The 12,978-nt window shown below is 71.2% G+C and carries 16 protein-coding genes; 10 read left to right on the top strand and 6 right to left on the bottom strand.

The window, feature by feature from the left end:
* Positions 1-130 precede the first annotated feature (130 nt).
* The 6 genes from ICW72_RS15025 to ubiA form a co-directional block, all read right to left on the bottom strand.
* Positions 131-1,048: a bifunctional riboflavin kinase/FAD synthetase gene (locus ICW72_RS15025; protein ID WP_191083453.1), complete on the bottom strand. Its 918-nt coding sequence runs from the start codon at positions 1,046-1,048 to the stop codon at positions 131-133.
* On the bottom strand, positions 1,045-1,641 hold the full coding sequence (locus ICW72_RS15030) for an LOG family protein (RefSeq protein WP_191083454.1): 597 nt from the start codon (positions 1,639-1,641) through the stop codon (positions 1,045-1,047). The genes ICW72_RS15025 and ICW72_RS15030 overlap by 4 nt, the downstream gene beginning before the upstream one ends.
* Complete coding sequence (locus tag ICW72_RS15035; protein WP_223880621.1) at positions 1,634-2,053, bottom strand: MaoC family dehydratase; 420 nt, start codon at positions 2,051-2,053, stop codon at positions 1,634-1,636. The genes ICW72_RS15030 and ICW72_RS15035 overlap by 8 nt, the downstream gene beginning before the upstream one ends.
* Positions 2,054-2,117: 64 nt before the next feature.
* Positions 2,118-2,540, bottom strand: coding sequence for a type IV secretion protein Rhs (locus ICW72_RS15040; protein ID WP_191083456.1), 423 nt, complete (start codon positions 2,538-2,540; stop codon positions 2,118-2,120).
* 29 nt (positions 2,541-2,569) lie between these two features.
* Positions 2,570-3,214, bottom strand: a complete 645-nt coding sequence (locus tag ICW72_RS15045; RefSeq protein WP_191083457.1) for a class I SAM-dependent methyltransferase — start codon at positions 3,212-3,214, stop codon at positions 2,570-2,572.
* Entirely contained in the window at positions 3,211-4,146 is a 936-nt protein-coding gene (gene ubiA, locus ICW72_RS15050) for a 4-hydroxybenzoate octaprenyltransferase (RefSeq protein WP_191083458.1), read from the bottom strand. Before ubiA ends, ICW72_RS15045 begins: the two co-directional genes overlap by 4 nt.
* Here ubiA and ICW72_RS15055 point away from each other — a divergent pair.
* The 10 genes from ICW72_RS15055 (at position 4,139) to ICW72_RS15100 (ending at position 12,874) form a co-directional block, all read left to right on the top strand.
* Positions 4,139-4,903, top strand: coding sequence for an RsmE family RNA methyltransferase (locus ICW72_RS15055; RefSeq protein WP_191083459.1), 765 nt, complete (start codon positions 4,139-4,141; stop codon positions 4,901-4,903). The two genes, ubiA and ICW72_RS15055, sit on opposite strands and share 8 nt — an antisense overlap.
* The gene (locus ICW72_RS15060) at positions 4,881-6,224 is read left to right on the top strand and encodes a glutamate--cysteine ligase (protein ID WP_191083460.1); all 1,344 of its coding nucleotides are present in this window, start codon (positions 4,881-4,883) and stop codon (positions 6,222-6,224) included. The genes ICW72_RS15055 and ICW72_RS15060 overlap by 23 nt, the downstream gene beginning before the upstream one ends.
* Before the next feature lie 2 nt (positions 6,225-6,226).
* Positions 6,227-7,408, top strand: coding sequence for a bifunctional phosphopantothenoylcysteine decarboxylase/phosphopantothenate--cysteine ligase CoaBC (coaBC, locus tag ICW72_RS15065; protein WP_191083461.1), 1,182 nt, complete (start codon positions 6,227-6,229; stop codon positions 7,406-7,408).
* On the top strand, positions 7,405-7,839 hold the full coding sequence (gene dut / locus ICW72_RS15070) for a dUTP diphosphatase (RefSeq protein ID WP_191083462.1): 435 nt from the start codon (positions 7,405-7,407) through the stop codon (positions 7,837-7,839). Before coaBC ends, dut begins: the two co-directional genes overlap by 4 nt.
* Positions 7,840-7,857: 18 nt before the next feature.
* Positions 7,858-8,658: a HesA/MoeB/ThiF family protein gene (locus ICW72_RS15075; RefSeq protein ID WP_191083463.1), complete on the top strand. Its 801-nt coding sequence runs from the start codon at positions 7,858-7,860 to the stop codon at positions 8,656-8,658.
* Positions 8,655-9,044, top strand: coding sequence for a DsrE family protein (locus ICW72_RS15080; protein WP_223880622.1), 390 nt, complete (start codon positions 8,655-8,657; stop codon positions 9,042-9,044). The genes ICW72_RS15075 and ICW72_RS15080 overlap by 4 nt, the downstream gene beginning before the upstream one ends.
* Before the next feature lie 68 nt (positions 9,045-9,112).
* The gene (locus ICW72_RS15085; protein WP_191083464.1) at positions 9,113-10,027 is read left to right on the top strand and encodes an ABC transporter permease subunit; all 915 of its coding nucleotides are present in this window, start codon (positions 9,113-9,115) and stop codon (positions 10,025-10,027) included.
* The gene (gene livM / locus ICW72_RS15090) at positions 10,024-11,328 is read left to right on the top strand and encodes a high-affinity branched-chain amino acid ABC transporter permease LivM (protein ID WP_191083465.1); all 1,305 of its coding nucleotides are present in this window, start codon (positions 10,024-10,026) and stop codon (positions 11,326-11,328) included. Before ICW72_RS15085 ends, livM begins: the two co-directional genes overlap by 4 nt.
* A complete protein-coding gene (locus ICW72_RS15095; protein ID WP_191083466.1) occupies positions 11,328-12,167 on the top strand; it encodes an ABC transporter ATP-binding protein in 840 nt (279 codons plus the stop codon). Before livM ends, ICW72_RS15095 begins: the two co-directional genes overlap by 1 nt.
* On the top strand, positions 12,164-12,874 hold the full coding sequence (locus ICW72_RS15100; RefSeq protein WP_191083467.1) for an ABC transporter ATP-binding protein: 711 nt from the start codon (positions 12,164-12,166) through the stop codon (positions 12,872-12,874). Before ICW72_RS15095 ends, ICW72_RS15100 begins: the two co-directional genes overlap by 4 nt.
* Positions 12,875-12,978: the final 104 nt, after the last annotated feature.

The following is a 12,978-nucleotide window of genomic DNA, read 5'->3' on the forward strand; positions in this document are numbered from 1 at the left end:
TCCCCGCCGGGGCGGGGCGTCAGGGGTGGCGCGCGAAAGGGTCCCGGCCCTCAGCGGAGGACCGGGCCGGGAATTCGGAAAGGCCGCGCCGGGTGCATGCGTGGGATATGCGTGCCCCCCGGCCCCCTGGTCAAGCCAGCAGGGCCCGGGCGGCCGCCGCATCGGCCGCGATCTGGGTGGTGAGTTCCTGGAAGCTCGCGAACTTCCGCTCGTCGCGGAGGAAGGCTAGCAGCGCCACCTCCACCTCCTGCCCGTAGAGGTCGCCCTGGAAATCAAACAGATGCGCCTCCAGCCGCGAAACGGGGTCGCCCCCCAGCGTCGGCCGGCGGCCCAGATTGGCCACGCCGGGCACCACGCGGCCATCCGCCAGCGTCGCGCGCACGGCATAGACGCCCCGCGCCGGCTCCAGGTGCCGCCCCAGCGGGATGTTGGCGGTGGGAAAACCGATGGTCCGCCCCCGCGCATCCCCGTGCGTGACGGGGCCATGAATGGCCCAGGGCCGGCCCAGCAGCCCCGCCGCGCGCTCCGGGTACCCGTCCTGCAACTGCCGGCGGATGCGGGTGGAGCTGATGGGCCCCTCCGCATCGGCCAGATGCGGCACGATGGAGAGGCCGATGCCCCGCGCCTCCGCCGCCGCCTGCAGCACGCCGATATTGCCGCCGCGCCGGTGCCCGAAGGCGAAGTCCCCGCCGCAGGCCAGGTGCCTGGCGCCAAGGCCCTGGTGCAGCACCTCCTCCACGAAAGCCTCGGCCGACATGGCGCTGAACGCCCCGTCGAAGGGCACGGCCACCACCGCGCGCACGCCGAGTGCGGCCAGCGCCGTCGCCTTGGCGGGCAGCAGGGTCAGGCGGAAGGGCGGGTCGTCGGGCCGGAAATGCTCGCGCGGGTGGGGCTCGAAGGTTAGCGCCACCAAAGGCAGGTCGGGCCGGGCCTGGTGGGCGGCGGCCAGCACCGCCGCATGGCCGCGATGCACCCCGTCGAAATTGCCGAGCGCCACCGTCCCGCCGCGCGCCTCGGGCGGCAGGGCGCGCCAATCGGTGTGGATCATGTCTCGGTCTTCGTCATCCAGCGGGTGATGGCGGGCGGGGACCAGGCTTCCAGCGCGTCCAGCGCGGCCTCGGGCGTGTCGGCTCGCAGGGCGAGGCCCGCATGGCGCGGCTGCACGAAGCCGCCCTCCACCATCCGGTCCAGCAGGGCGAAGAAGGGCGTCCAGTAGCCATCCGTGTCGAGATAGACCAACCCCTTCCCATGGATGCCGAGCTGCGCCCAGGACTGGATTTCCACGCTCTCCTCCAGCGTGCCGATGCCACCGGGCAGCACCACGAAGCCGTCGGAGAGCTCGTTCATCATCTGCTTGCGGACATGCATGGAGGGAACGACGCGAAGCTCGGTCACCCCGCCATGGCCGAGCTCGCGGTCCATCAGCGCCTCGGGGATGACGCCGATGACCTCCGCGCCGGCCTTGATGGCGGCATCGGCCACGATGCCCATCAGCCCCACCTTGCCCCCGCCATAGACGAGGCCGAGCCCCCGCGCCGCGATGGCCCGGCCGAGTGCCGTGGCCAGTTCGGCATGGCGCGGATCGGCGCCGGGCTGGGCGCCGCAGAAGACGCAGACGCGGCGGAAGGGCGCGTCAGCCACGGGCGGGCACCATGACGGTCGCTTCGCCCTCGATCACGGGCTTGCCGCCGACGAGGCAGGTGGTGGACAGCGTGGCGCGGCGCTTCGCGGGGTCCAGCGCCGTCACCTCCACCACCGCCGTCACCGTGTCGCCGATCTTCACGGGCGCGCGGAACTTCAGCGTCTGGCCCATATAGATGGTGCCCGGCCCCGGCAGCCTGGTGCCCAGCACGGCCGAGATCAGCCCCGCCGAAAGCATCCCATGCGCGATGCGCTGCTTGAACATGGTGCCGGCCGCGTGCTCGGCATCAATATGGACGGGGTTGGTGTCGCCCGAGACGGCGGCGAACATCAGGATGTCCGCTTCCGTGATGGTCTTGGAAAACCGCGCCGTCTGGCCGAGGCTGAGGTCCTCGAAGGCGAAACCGTCCATGTTGCCATTGCCCATTCTGTCCGGGGCCAGGGTGTAGCCGCTCAGGCGGGGCGCGCAACAGGCATCAGCGGCGGGTCTCGGTGCGGCCCACCTGCCGGCTCTGGGCGTCGTAGTGGCGCGTGACGCCATCCCGCGTCTCGGACCGGCCGGTCATGCGGCCCTGGGCGTCGTAGTGGCGCTGGGTGTCGCCCCGCGTCTCGGTGCGGCCCGCGGCACGGCCCTGGGCGTCATAGAGGCGGGTGGTGTCGCCCCGCACCTCCGCCCGGCCCACGGCGCGGCCCTGCGCGTCATAGTCGCGCCGGGTGTCGCCGCGGAATTCGCTGCGGCCGATGGCGCGCCCCTGCGCGTCATATTGCCGCAGCGTGTCCCCGCGCCGTTCCTCGCGCCCCAGGCTGCGCCCCTGGGCGTCGAATTCGCGCTTGGTCTGCCCCGACGCGTCGAGCGCCGGCAGCGAGAGGAGGAGGGCGGTGAGGAAGGCGGGCCACATGATCGGAAGCCTTCCCTGCCCTCATGGCGTCAAGAAGGCAGCAATCGGGCGATGGTGACTTCGCGCAATGTGCGATCCTCCAGTTCCAGGGAGGTCGGCACGGCGTGGCGGGAGAGCGCCTCCAGCCCCTCGCGCGGGAGGTAGGCGCGCCCGGGATCGGCCAGCCAGACCTCGACGCCCGCCGCCGCCATGGCGCGCAGCCAGGGGAGGATATGGGCGGTCATCGGCGCCTCGTAGCAGACATCCCCGGCCAGGATGACGTCCCAGCGGGGCGGGCTGTCCACCACATCGGCGGCCAGCGCCGTGACGGAAACGCCGTTCAGCGCGGCGTTGAGGCGGATGGCGGCGACCGCCATGGGGTCTATCTCGGCGGCCTCGACCAAGGCGGCACCGGATTGCGCGGCGGCGATGGCCGCGATGCCGCAGCCCGCCGCGAAATCCAGCACGCGGCGGCCGCGCACGAGGCCGGGCGCGTCCAGGATGCTGCGCGCCAGGGCCTGCCCGCCCGGCCAGGCGAAGGCCCAGAAGGGGGGTTCGATGCCCTTCCGCGCCAGGAATTCCTCGCTGGCGTGCCAGATGGGGGTGATCTCGCTGGCCAAATGCAGCCGGATTTCCGGCACCAGCGGCGCCGTGCCGATGGCGGTCTGCGCCGTGATGAAGCCCTCGGCGTTCAAACCCGGCCGACCAGCATGGCCAGCGCCACCACGAAGCCCACCTCGCGGTTGAACTTGAACAGGGCGAGGCAGCGCGCGGGGTCATGGATGTCCAGCGCCCGGACCTGCCAGGCCAGCATCCCCGCCGGCACCAGCAGAGCCAGGTAATACCAGGCCGAAAGCCCCGCCACCGCGCCCGTCACAGCCAGCAGCGCCACCGTCCCGGCATAGCAGGCGGCGAGGAAGGGCCGCGTGCGCTCGCCGAATTTCAGCGCGGTGGAGCCGATGCCCAGCATCGCGTCGTCCTCGCGGTCCTGGTGGGCGTAGATGGTGTCGTAGCCGAGAATCCAGAGGATGGTGGCGGCGTAGAGGGGCAGCACCTCCCACCCCAGCGCGCCCGCGGCCGCCGCCGGCCCCATCACCGCGCCCCAGCCGAAGGTGAAGCCCAGCACCAGCTGCGGGTAGTCCGTCACGCGCTTGGCCGCCGGGTAGAGCAGGATGGGCAGCAGCGACAGCACGCCCAGCCAGATGGCCGTGGCCGAGAGTTGCAGCAGCACCGCGAGGCCGATGGTGCAGAGAAGGACCAGGAAGGCCACCGCCTGCCGCGGCGTGACGGCGCCGGACGCCAGCGGCCTTCCCCGCGTGCGCTCCACCTTCGCGTCAATGTCGCGGTCCCAGAGGTCGTTCACCACGCAGCCCGCGCCCCGCATCACGAAGGCGCCCAGCAGGAACAGGAAGGTCAGCCACAGCCCGAAGCCCCAGGAGGGCGCCAGCAGCGCGATTCCCCACAGCCCGGGCAGGAAGAGCAGCCAGGTGCCGATGGGCCGGTCCGCGCGCATCAGCAGCGCATAGGGCCGCCAGGAGGCGGGCAGATGCGCCACCCAACCCTGGGTTCGTATGTCGGTGTAGCCTTGCACGGCGCCATGCAGCACGGCACATCGGGCCATGTCCATCCCTCGGGTCCATATGGAACAGGCGCTGGCGGAGGGGGCGGAATGCGCCCTCACCCCCGCCCAGGCGCATCATCTGGGCGTGGTGCTGCGCCGCGCCCCCGGCGCCGCCCTGCGCGCCTTCAACGCCACCGATGGCGAGTTCGACGCCGAACTCACCGCCCTGCGGAAGGAGCGCGGCGCGGTGCGGATCGGCCCCCGCCGGCGCGAACCCGTGGTGGAGCCCGAATTGCGCGCCCTCATCGCGGGCCTCAAGCGCGACGCCATGGGCTGGGCGGTGGAAAAGGCCACCGAACTCGGCGCCACCCGCATCATCCCCGTGCTGACGCGCCGTTGCGTGGCCGAGGGCGGCAAGACCGAACGCCTCGCCGCCATCGCCCGGGGTGCGGCCGAGCAGTGCGAGCGCCTGTCGGTGCCGGTGGTGGACTCCGCCCGCCCGCTCCACGCCGTGCTGGACGCTTGGGACGGTGCGCCCCTGTATGTCGCCGCCGAACGGCGCGAGGCCCGCCCCCTGCTGGAATTTTTGCCAGTATTGTCAGCGCCTTGTGCCTTCCTGGTCGGCCCCGAGGGCGGCTTCGAGCGTGCCGAACTTGACGATCTCGCCCGGCGGCCCTTTGTTTCACTGGCCTCGCTCGGGCCGCGCATCCTCCGCGCGGAGACGGCGCTGGTGGCGGGTCTGTCGGCGATGTCCCTCTCGCTCGACCACCCGCCTGACGCATCAGGAACACGAGCACCGCATGTCCAACCCCGGCCAGGCTGACCCGACGCCGATCACCCACGCGCGTCAGTTGGCGGAGTGGTTCGCCGCCGGCTGCAAGCCGCGCGAGGCCTGGCGCATCGGCACGGAGCACGAGAAGTTCGGCTTCCGCCGCGCGGACGGCACGCCGCCGAGCTACGAGCACCAGGGCATCCAGGCCATGCTGGAGGGCATCCAGGCCAAGGGCTGGGCGCCCATCACGGATGCCGGGAACGTCATCGGCCTGACGCGCGGGGGCGAATCGGTCAGCCTGGAGCCGGGCGGGCAGTTCGAACTGTCAGGCGCGCCCACCCAGACCCTGCACGAGACGCGCCTGGAACTGGCCGCGCATCTGCGCGACGTGCATGAGGTGGCGGCCCCGCTCGGCCTCGGCTTCGCCGGCATGGGCTTCCACCCGGTGGCGACGCGCGAGGCGATGCCCTGGATGCCCAAATCCCGCTACAAGATCATGCGCCGCTACATGCCGCTGAAGGGCGGGCTCGGCCTCGACATGATGCTGCGGACCTGCACCGTGCAGGTGAACCTCGACTTCGGCGACGAGGCCGACATGGTGGAGAAGCTGCGCGTCTCGCTCGCCTTGCAGCCGCTGGCCACCGCGCTGTTCGCCTCCTCGCCGCTGCTGGAGGGCAAGCCCTCGGGCTTCAAGTCGCTGCGCGGCCGCGTCTGGACCGACACGGACCCGGACCGCACCGGCATTCCCGCCTGCGTCTTCGAGGAGGGCTTCGGCTTCGAGCGCTTCGCGGAATATGTGCTGGACGTGCCCATGTATTTCGTGGCGCGGGACGGCGTGCTGCACGACGTGGCGGGTGCGAGCTTCCGCGACTTCATGGCGGGCCGCGTGGAGGCCCTGCGCGGCATCCCCGCCACCATGGGCGATGTGGCGGACCATGTGACCACGGTCTTCACCGAGGTGCGCCTCAAGAAATTCCTGGAGATGCGCGGCGCCGATTCCGGAAGTGCCGCCATGATCCTGGCCAAGCCTGCCTTCTGGGTGGGGCTGCTCTATGACGACGCCGCGCAGAAGGCCGCGCGCGCGCTGACGCGGGCCTGGACGCTGGACGAGATCATGGCCATGCGCGCCGAGGTGCCGCAACAGGCCCTCCAGGCGCGCATCGCCGGGCGCGAGTTGCGTGACGTGGCGCGCGAGGTGCTGGCCATCAGCGCCGGCGGGCTGCGCGCGCGCGGGTTGGGCGAGGAGGCTTATCTCGCACCGCTCTGGGAGATCGCGGAAAGCGGCATGACGCAGGCGGACCGCATCCTCCAGCTCTACCACGGCCCCTGGGCGGGCGATGCCGCCCAGGCCCTCACCTTCTGCGAGATGTGACCATGCTGCACGGCCGCCGGATCCTGCTGGTCGTCTCGGGCAGCGTGGCGGGGTTCAAGGCGCTGATGCTGGCGCGGCTGCTGCGCGCGGAGGGGGCCACGGTGCGCGCCGTGCTGACGGCGGCTGGGGCGCGCTTCGTCACGAAGGAATCGCTGGCCGCCATCACGGGCGAGGCGGTGCAGGATGACCTCTGGGCCGCCGAGGCCGAGATCGGCCATATCCGCCTGGCGCGCTGGGCGGACATGGTGGCCGTGGTGCCGGCCTCGGCCAACCGGCTGGCGCAGATGGCGCATGGGCTGGCGGACGACCTGGCGGGGTGCATTCTGCTCGCGACCCGCGCCCCGGTGCTGGTGGCGCCGGCGATGAACCCCGCCATGTGGGAACACCCGGCCACGCGCGCCAATGTCGCGCTGCTCGCTTCGCGCGGCGTGCGTTTCGCCGGCCCCGTGGAAGGCGCGATGGCCGAGCCGGAGAGCGGCGCCGGACGCCTGATGGAACCGGACGCGATCCTCGCCGAGATCCGCGCGGTGCTCTCGGGCGGGCCTTTGAACGGCCGCCATGTGCTCGTCACCAGCGGGCCCACGCATGAGCCGATAGACCCCGTGCGCTACATCGCCAACCGCAGCAGCGGAAAGCAGGGGCACGCCATCGCGGCCGCACTTGCCCGGCTGGGCGCGCGCGTCACGCTGGTCAGCGGCCCGGTGCAGGTGCCGGACCCGGCGGGTGTGCAAGTGGTCCGCGTGCAGACGGCGCGCGAGATGCTGGCGGCCTGCGAGGCCGCACTCCCCGCCGACGCCGCCATCTGCGCCGCCGCCGTCGCCGATTGGCGCGTGGCCGCCGCGGCCGGGCAGAAGATGAAGAAGGAACCGGGGGCCGATGCGCCGACGCTCGCCATGGCGCTGAACCCTGACATCCTCGCCACGCTCTCGCGCCATGCGCGCCGCCCGCGCCTGGTGGTGGGTTTCGCCGCCGAGACCGAGAAGGTGGTCGCCCACGCCCGGGACAAGCTGGCGCGGAAGGGCTGTGACTGGATCGTGGCCAATGATGTCTCGGGCGATGTGATGGGGGGGGCGGAGAATGCCGTCCACCTCGTCACCGCCTCGGGCGTCGAGGATTGGCCGCGCGCGCCGAAGGAGGAGGTGGCGGCGCGCCTCGCCGCGCGGGTCGCGGAGGCGCTGGCATGATCCGGGTTCTGGTGCAGCGCCTGCCGCATGGCGCCGACCTGCCCCTGCCCGCCTATGCCACCGAGGGCGCGGCCGGCATGGACCTGCTGGCCGCGCGCGACCTGACGCTGCCGCCCGGCGGCCGCGCCTTGGTGCCGACCGGCCTCGCCATCGCGCTGCCGGAGGGTTACGAGATGCAAGTGCGCCCGCGCTCCGGCCTCGCGCTCAAGCATGGCGTGACGGTGCTGAACGCGCCGGGCACGGTGGATGCCGATTATCGGGGCGAGGTGGGCGTCATCCTGCTCAACACCGGGGACGCCCCCTTCGCCATCGCCCGCGGTGACCGCATCGCCCAGGCCGTCTTCGCGCCCGTGACGCGCGCGGGCTTCGAGGAGGTGGTGGTGCTGCCCGAAACACGGCGCGGCGCCGGCGGCTTCGGTTCCACGGGCTGACACCCCATATCCGCCGCCATGGACCTCGATTTCACCGAAGACGAACTCCAGCGCTACTCGCGGCACATCCTGCTGCGCGAGGTGGGCGCCATCGGCCAGGCGAAGCTGCGCGCGGCGCGCGTGCTGGTCGTGGGCGCGGGGGGGCTGGGCTCGCCGCTGGCCCTGTATCTGGCGGCGGCCGGGGTGGGCACGCTGGGGCTGGTGGACCATGACGTGCTGGAACTCTCCAACCTGCAAAGGCAGGTGGCGCACGCCACCGCGCGCATCGGCCAGCGCAAGGTGGACAGCGCGGCGGAGGCGCTGCGGGGCCTGAACCCCGAGGTGAAGCTGGAGCTCCATCCCCGCCGCATGGACGCCGCCGCGGCGCGGGAGCTGATCCCGCAATACGACGTCATCTGCGACGGCACCGACAACTTCCCCACCCGCTTCCTGCTGGGCGATGCCTGCCATCTGCTGGGTAAGCCCTTGGTGAGTGCGGCCGTGCTGCGCTTCGAGGGCCAGCTTTCGGTGTTCCGCGCGCATGAGGGCGCGCCGCACCCCTGCCACCGCTGCCTGAACCCCGAACCCCCGCCGCCCGGCCTCGTGCCGAGCTGCTCCGAGGCGGGTGTGCTGGGCGCGGTGGTGGGCGTCATGGGCACCTTGCAGGCCACCGAGGTGCTGAAGCTGGTCATGAACATCGGCGAGGGCATGTCCGGCCGCCTGCTGCTGTGGGACGCGCTGGATGCGCGCTTCCGCACCGTGCGCCTCCGGCGCGACCCGGCCTGTGCGCTGTGCGGCGAGCATGCCACCATCCATGACCTTTCGGCGCACGGGGCGTGAGCGCGCCCCCTATCCAGACAAGCTTGGGCGTGCTGCTGATCTCGGGCGGGCATGAACGCGCGCATTACGCGCTGATGGTCGCCACCGCCGCCGCCGCCATCGGGCGCAAGGTGACGCTCTTCGCCACCAATGCCGGATGCAGCGCGCTTCTCGCCGACAACCCCTTGTTGCTTGATGCGCGCGAGGCGAGGCTGGCCGCCGCCGGCATCGCCACCCTCGCCGAATTGCTGGAGGCCGCCGAAGCCTTGTCCCTGCGCCGCATCGCCTGCGAGGCCGGGCTGCGCGCCGAGGGCCTGCACGAGGCGCCGCTCGCGCCCGGCGTGGAGGTGGCGGGAATCGTGACCTTTCTCGCCGCCGTGGGCACGGGCCAGGTCGTGACGCTGTAATCCGAGGCTTGCGCCGTCATGCTTCGATGCGGCAGCCTTCCCGGAACGATGACCGGGGAGAATGAAGCTTGGCCTATGCGCTGCAGCAGCTGATCAACGGCGTGGCCCTGGGGATGATCTACGGCCTCATCGCCGTGGGCTACACCATGGTCTACGGCATCATCGGCATGATCAACTTCGCCCATGGCGACATCTTCATGGTGGGCGCCTTCGTGGCCCTCATCACCATCGTGCTGCTGCTCTCGGGCGGGATCATGGAGGGGCCGGGCGCCATCATGCTGGTGCTGCTGGTCTCCATGTGCGTCACCGCCCTCTATGGCTGGACGGTGGAGCGCGTGGCCTATCGCCCGCTGCGCGGTTCCTTCCGCCTGGCGCCGCTGATTTCCGCCATCGGCATGTCCATCGTGCTGCAGAACTATGTGCAGGTGGCGCAGGGGGCGCGGGTAAAGCCGCTGGAGCCCATCGTCCCCGGCGGCTTCACGGTGATGACCGAGGGCACCTTCGTCGTGCAGGTCAGCTGGATGCAGCTGGTCATCGTGCTGGTGACGCTCGCGGTGCTCGCGGTCTTCACCTGGCTGGTGACGCGCACGGCACTCGGCCGATCCATGCGCGCCTGCGAGCAGGATAGGCGCATGGCGCAGCTTCTCGGCATCAACACGGACCGCGTCATCAGCATCACCTTCGTCATCGGCGCCTCGCTCGCGGCCGTGGCGGGCATGATGTACCTGCTGCGCTATGGCGTGATCGATTTCTACATCGGCTTCCTCGCGGGGGTGAAAGCCTTCACGGCGGCCGTTCTCGGCGGCATCGGCTCGCTGCCTGGGGCGGTGCTGGGCGGGCTGCTGATCGGGCTGATCGAGACCTTCTGGTCCGCCTATTTCAGCGTGGCCTACAAGGACGTGGCCACCTTCGCCATCCTCGCCATCGTGCTGATCTTCATGCCGACCGGCCTGCTCGGCCGCGCCGAGGTCGAGAAGGTATGAAGGGCCTCGACGCCCAGGCCGCGCTCAAGGACATGCTGCTCGCCGGGCTGGTGGCACTGGGTCTCTTCGCGCCGCTGGTGGGGCTGCGGACGGATGTCTCGCCCACCGGCGCGCTGTTCATCCGCACGCGCTGGACGGATGTGGCCATCATCGTGGGCCTCGTCATGGCGGGGCGGCTTGCCATGCACGTCTTCCTCGCGCGGCGTGAGGCGCGGGCAGCCATGGCGGACCTTTCCAGGCCCGGCCGCTTCGCCACCCAGGCCGCCTTCCTCGCGCGCATCCTGGGGCCGGTGCTGCTGGGCGTGGCGCTGCTGCTGCCGGCCATTCCCGGCGTGGGGCGCTATGAGCTCGACCTCGGTATCCTGGTGCTGACCTATGTGATGCTGGGCTGGGGGCTGAACATCGTGGTCGGCCTCGCTGGCCTGCTCGACCTCGGCTACGTCGCCTTCTACGCGGTCGGCGCCTATTCCTATGCGCTGCTGGCGCAGTATTTCGGCTTCTCCTTCTGGCTGTGCCTGCCGCTGGCGGGCATCCTGGCGGCCTTCTGGGGCATCCTGCTGGGCTTTCCCGTGCTGCGGCTGCGCGGCGACTACCTCGCGATCGTGACGCTGGCCTTCGGCGAGATCATCCGCATCGTCCTGCTCAACTGGGTCTCGCTGACGGGCGGATCGAACGGCATCTCGGGCATTCCGCGCCCTTCCTTCTTCGGCCTGCCCTTCTCCATGGAGGGCGGCCCGGGCACCTTCGCGGGCTTCTTCGGCATCGAGCCCTCGCCGGTGCACCGCGTGATCTTCCTGTATTACCTGATCCTGGCGTTGGCGATGCTGACCAACTGGGTCTCCATCCGCATCCGCAAGCAGCCGCTCGGCCGTGCCTGGGAGGCGATGCGCGAGGACGAGATCGCCTGCCGCAGCCTCGGCATCAACATCCGCAACACGAAGCTCTCGGCCTTCATGATCGGCGCGATGTTCGGCGGCTTCGCCGGCGCCTTCTTCGCCACGCGCCAGGGCTTCATCAGCCCCGAAAGCTTCACCTTCATCGAGAGCGCCATCATCCTCGCCATCGTCGTGCTGGGGGGCCTCGGCAGCCAGATCGGCGTCGCCATCGCGGCCATCGTCATGATCGGCGGCTTCGAGCTGTTCCGCGACCTGGAAGAGTGGCGGATGCTCGTCTTCGGCGCCGCCATGGTGCTCATCATGGTCTGGCGCCCGCGCGGCCTGGTGGGCAGCCGCCAGCCCACCGTGGTGCTGCGCGAACGCCGCCGCATCGGCAGCGAGCATGTGGCCGAGGGCCGCGGCTGATGGCGCCGCCCATCCTGGAGGTGGACGCGCTCTCCATGCGCTTCGGCGGGCTGAAGGCGGTGGACGAGGTCAGCTTCACGGCGCGTGCGGGCGACATCACCGCCGTCATCGGCCCCAATGGCGCGGGCAAGACCACGGTGTTCAACTGCATCACGGGCTTCTATCGCCCCACCTCCGGTCGGCTGCGCCTGCACCGCGACGGCCGCGCCACGGAATTGCAGAAGCTCCAGGGCCATGACATCGCGCGGGCGGGCATTGCACGCACCTTCCAGAACATCCGCCTCTTTCCCGGCATGACGGCGCTGGAGAATTTGCTGGTGGCGCAGCACCGGCCGCTGATGCGCGCCTCGGGCTTCGCCATCGGTGCCATCCTGGGCCTTTCGGGCTATCCGGCCGCCGAGCGCGCGGCCATCGCGCGCGCCACGCGCTGGCTGGAGGCAACGGGCCTGATCGAGCGCGCCGATGATCCGGCCGGCGCGCTGCCCTATGGCCAGCAAAGGCGGCTGGAGATCGCGCGGGCCATGTGCACCTCGCCCCTGCTGCTGTGCCTCGACGAGCCCGCGGCGGGGCTGAACCCGCGCGAATCCGTGGACCTCGCGCGGCTGCTGCGCGCCATCCGCGACGGCGAGGCCGCCGAGGGCGAGCCGCCCTGTTCCCTGCTGCTGATCGAGCATGACATGGGCGTGGTGATGGGCATCTCCGACCGCGTGGTGGTGCTGGACCATGGCAAGAAGATCGCCGACGGCACGCCCGCCGAGGTGCGCGCCGACCCGCGCGTCATCGCGGCCTATCTGGGCGAGGGGGAGGAGGATGAAGCCCCCTCCGAGGCCGCGCCATGACCATGCTGCACCTGGACAATGTCACCGCCGGCTATGGCGCGGTGCAGGCGCTGAAGGGCGTGACCATCGAGGTCCATCCCGGCGAGATCGTGACGCTGATCGGCGCCAATGGCGCGGGCAAATCCACCCTGCTGATGACGCTCTGCGGCGACCCCCGCGCGCGTTCGGGCCGCATCACCTTCGAGGGGCGCGACATCACGCAGATGCCCACCCACGAGATCATGCAGCTCGGCCTCGCCCAGGCGCCGGAGGGGCGGCGCATCTTCCCGCGCATGACGGTGCGCGAGAACCTGCTGATCGGCGCGCAGGTGGCGGGCCACGACCCTGCGCCGGAGCTGGAGCGTGTCTTCGCCATCTTCCCCCGCCTGCACGAGCGCCAGGCGCAGCGCGGCGGCACGCTGTCGGGCGGGGAGCAGCAGATGCTCGCCATCGGCCGCGCGTTGATGTCGCGCCCGCGCCTCTTGCTGCTGGACGAGCCCTCGCTCGGCCTCGCGCCGCTCATCGTGCGCATGATCTTCGACACCATCCGCCGCCTGAACGAGGAGGAGGGGCTGACCGTGCTGCTGGTGGAGCAGAACGCGAACCAGGCGCTGCGCCTGGCCCATCGTGGCTATGTGCTCGTCACCGGCCAGATCACCATGGCGGGGACGGGCGCGGAATTGCTGGCGCGGCCCGAGGTGCGCGAGGCCTATCTGGGCGGGCATTAGCTTTTGTTGGGGAGGGCGCTTCACCGCTCCGGCGATTCCGCCTTCGCGGATCGCACTCCGTTGCCGGGAGGGCGATTCACCGCTCCGGCGATTTCGCCTTCGCG

This window comes from Roseococcus microcysteis (assembly GCF_014764365.1).
In the GTDB taxonomy this organism is placed as follows: domain Bacteria; phylum Pseudomonadota; class Alphaproteobacteria; order Acetobacterales; family Acetobacteraceae; genus Roseococcus; species Roseococcus microcysteis.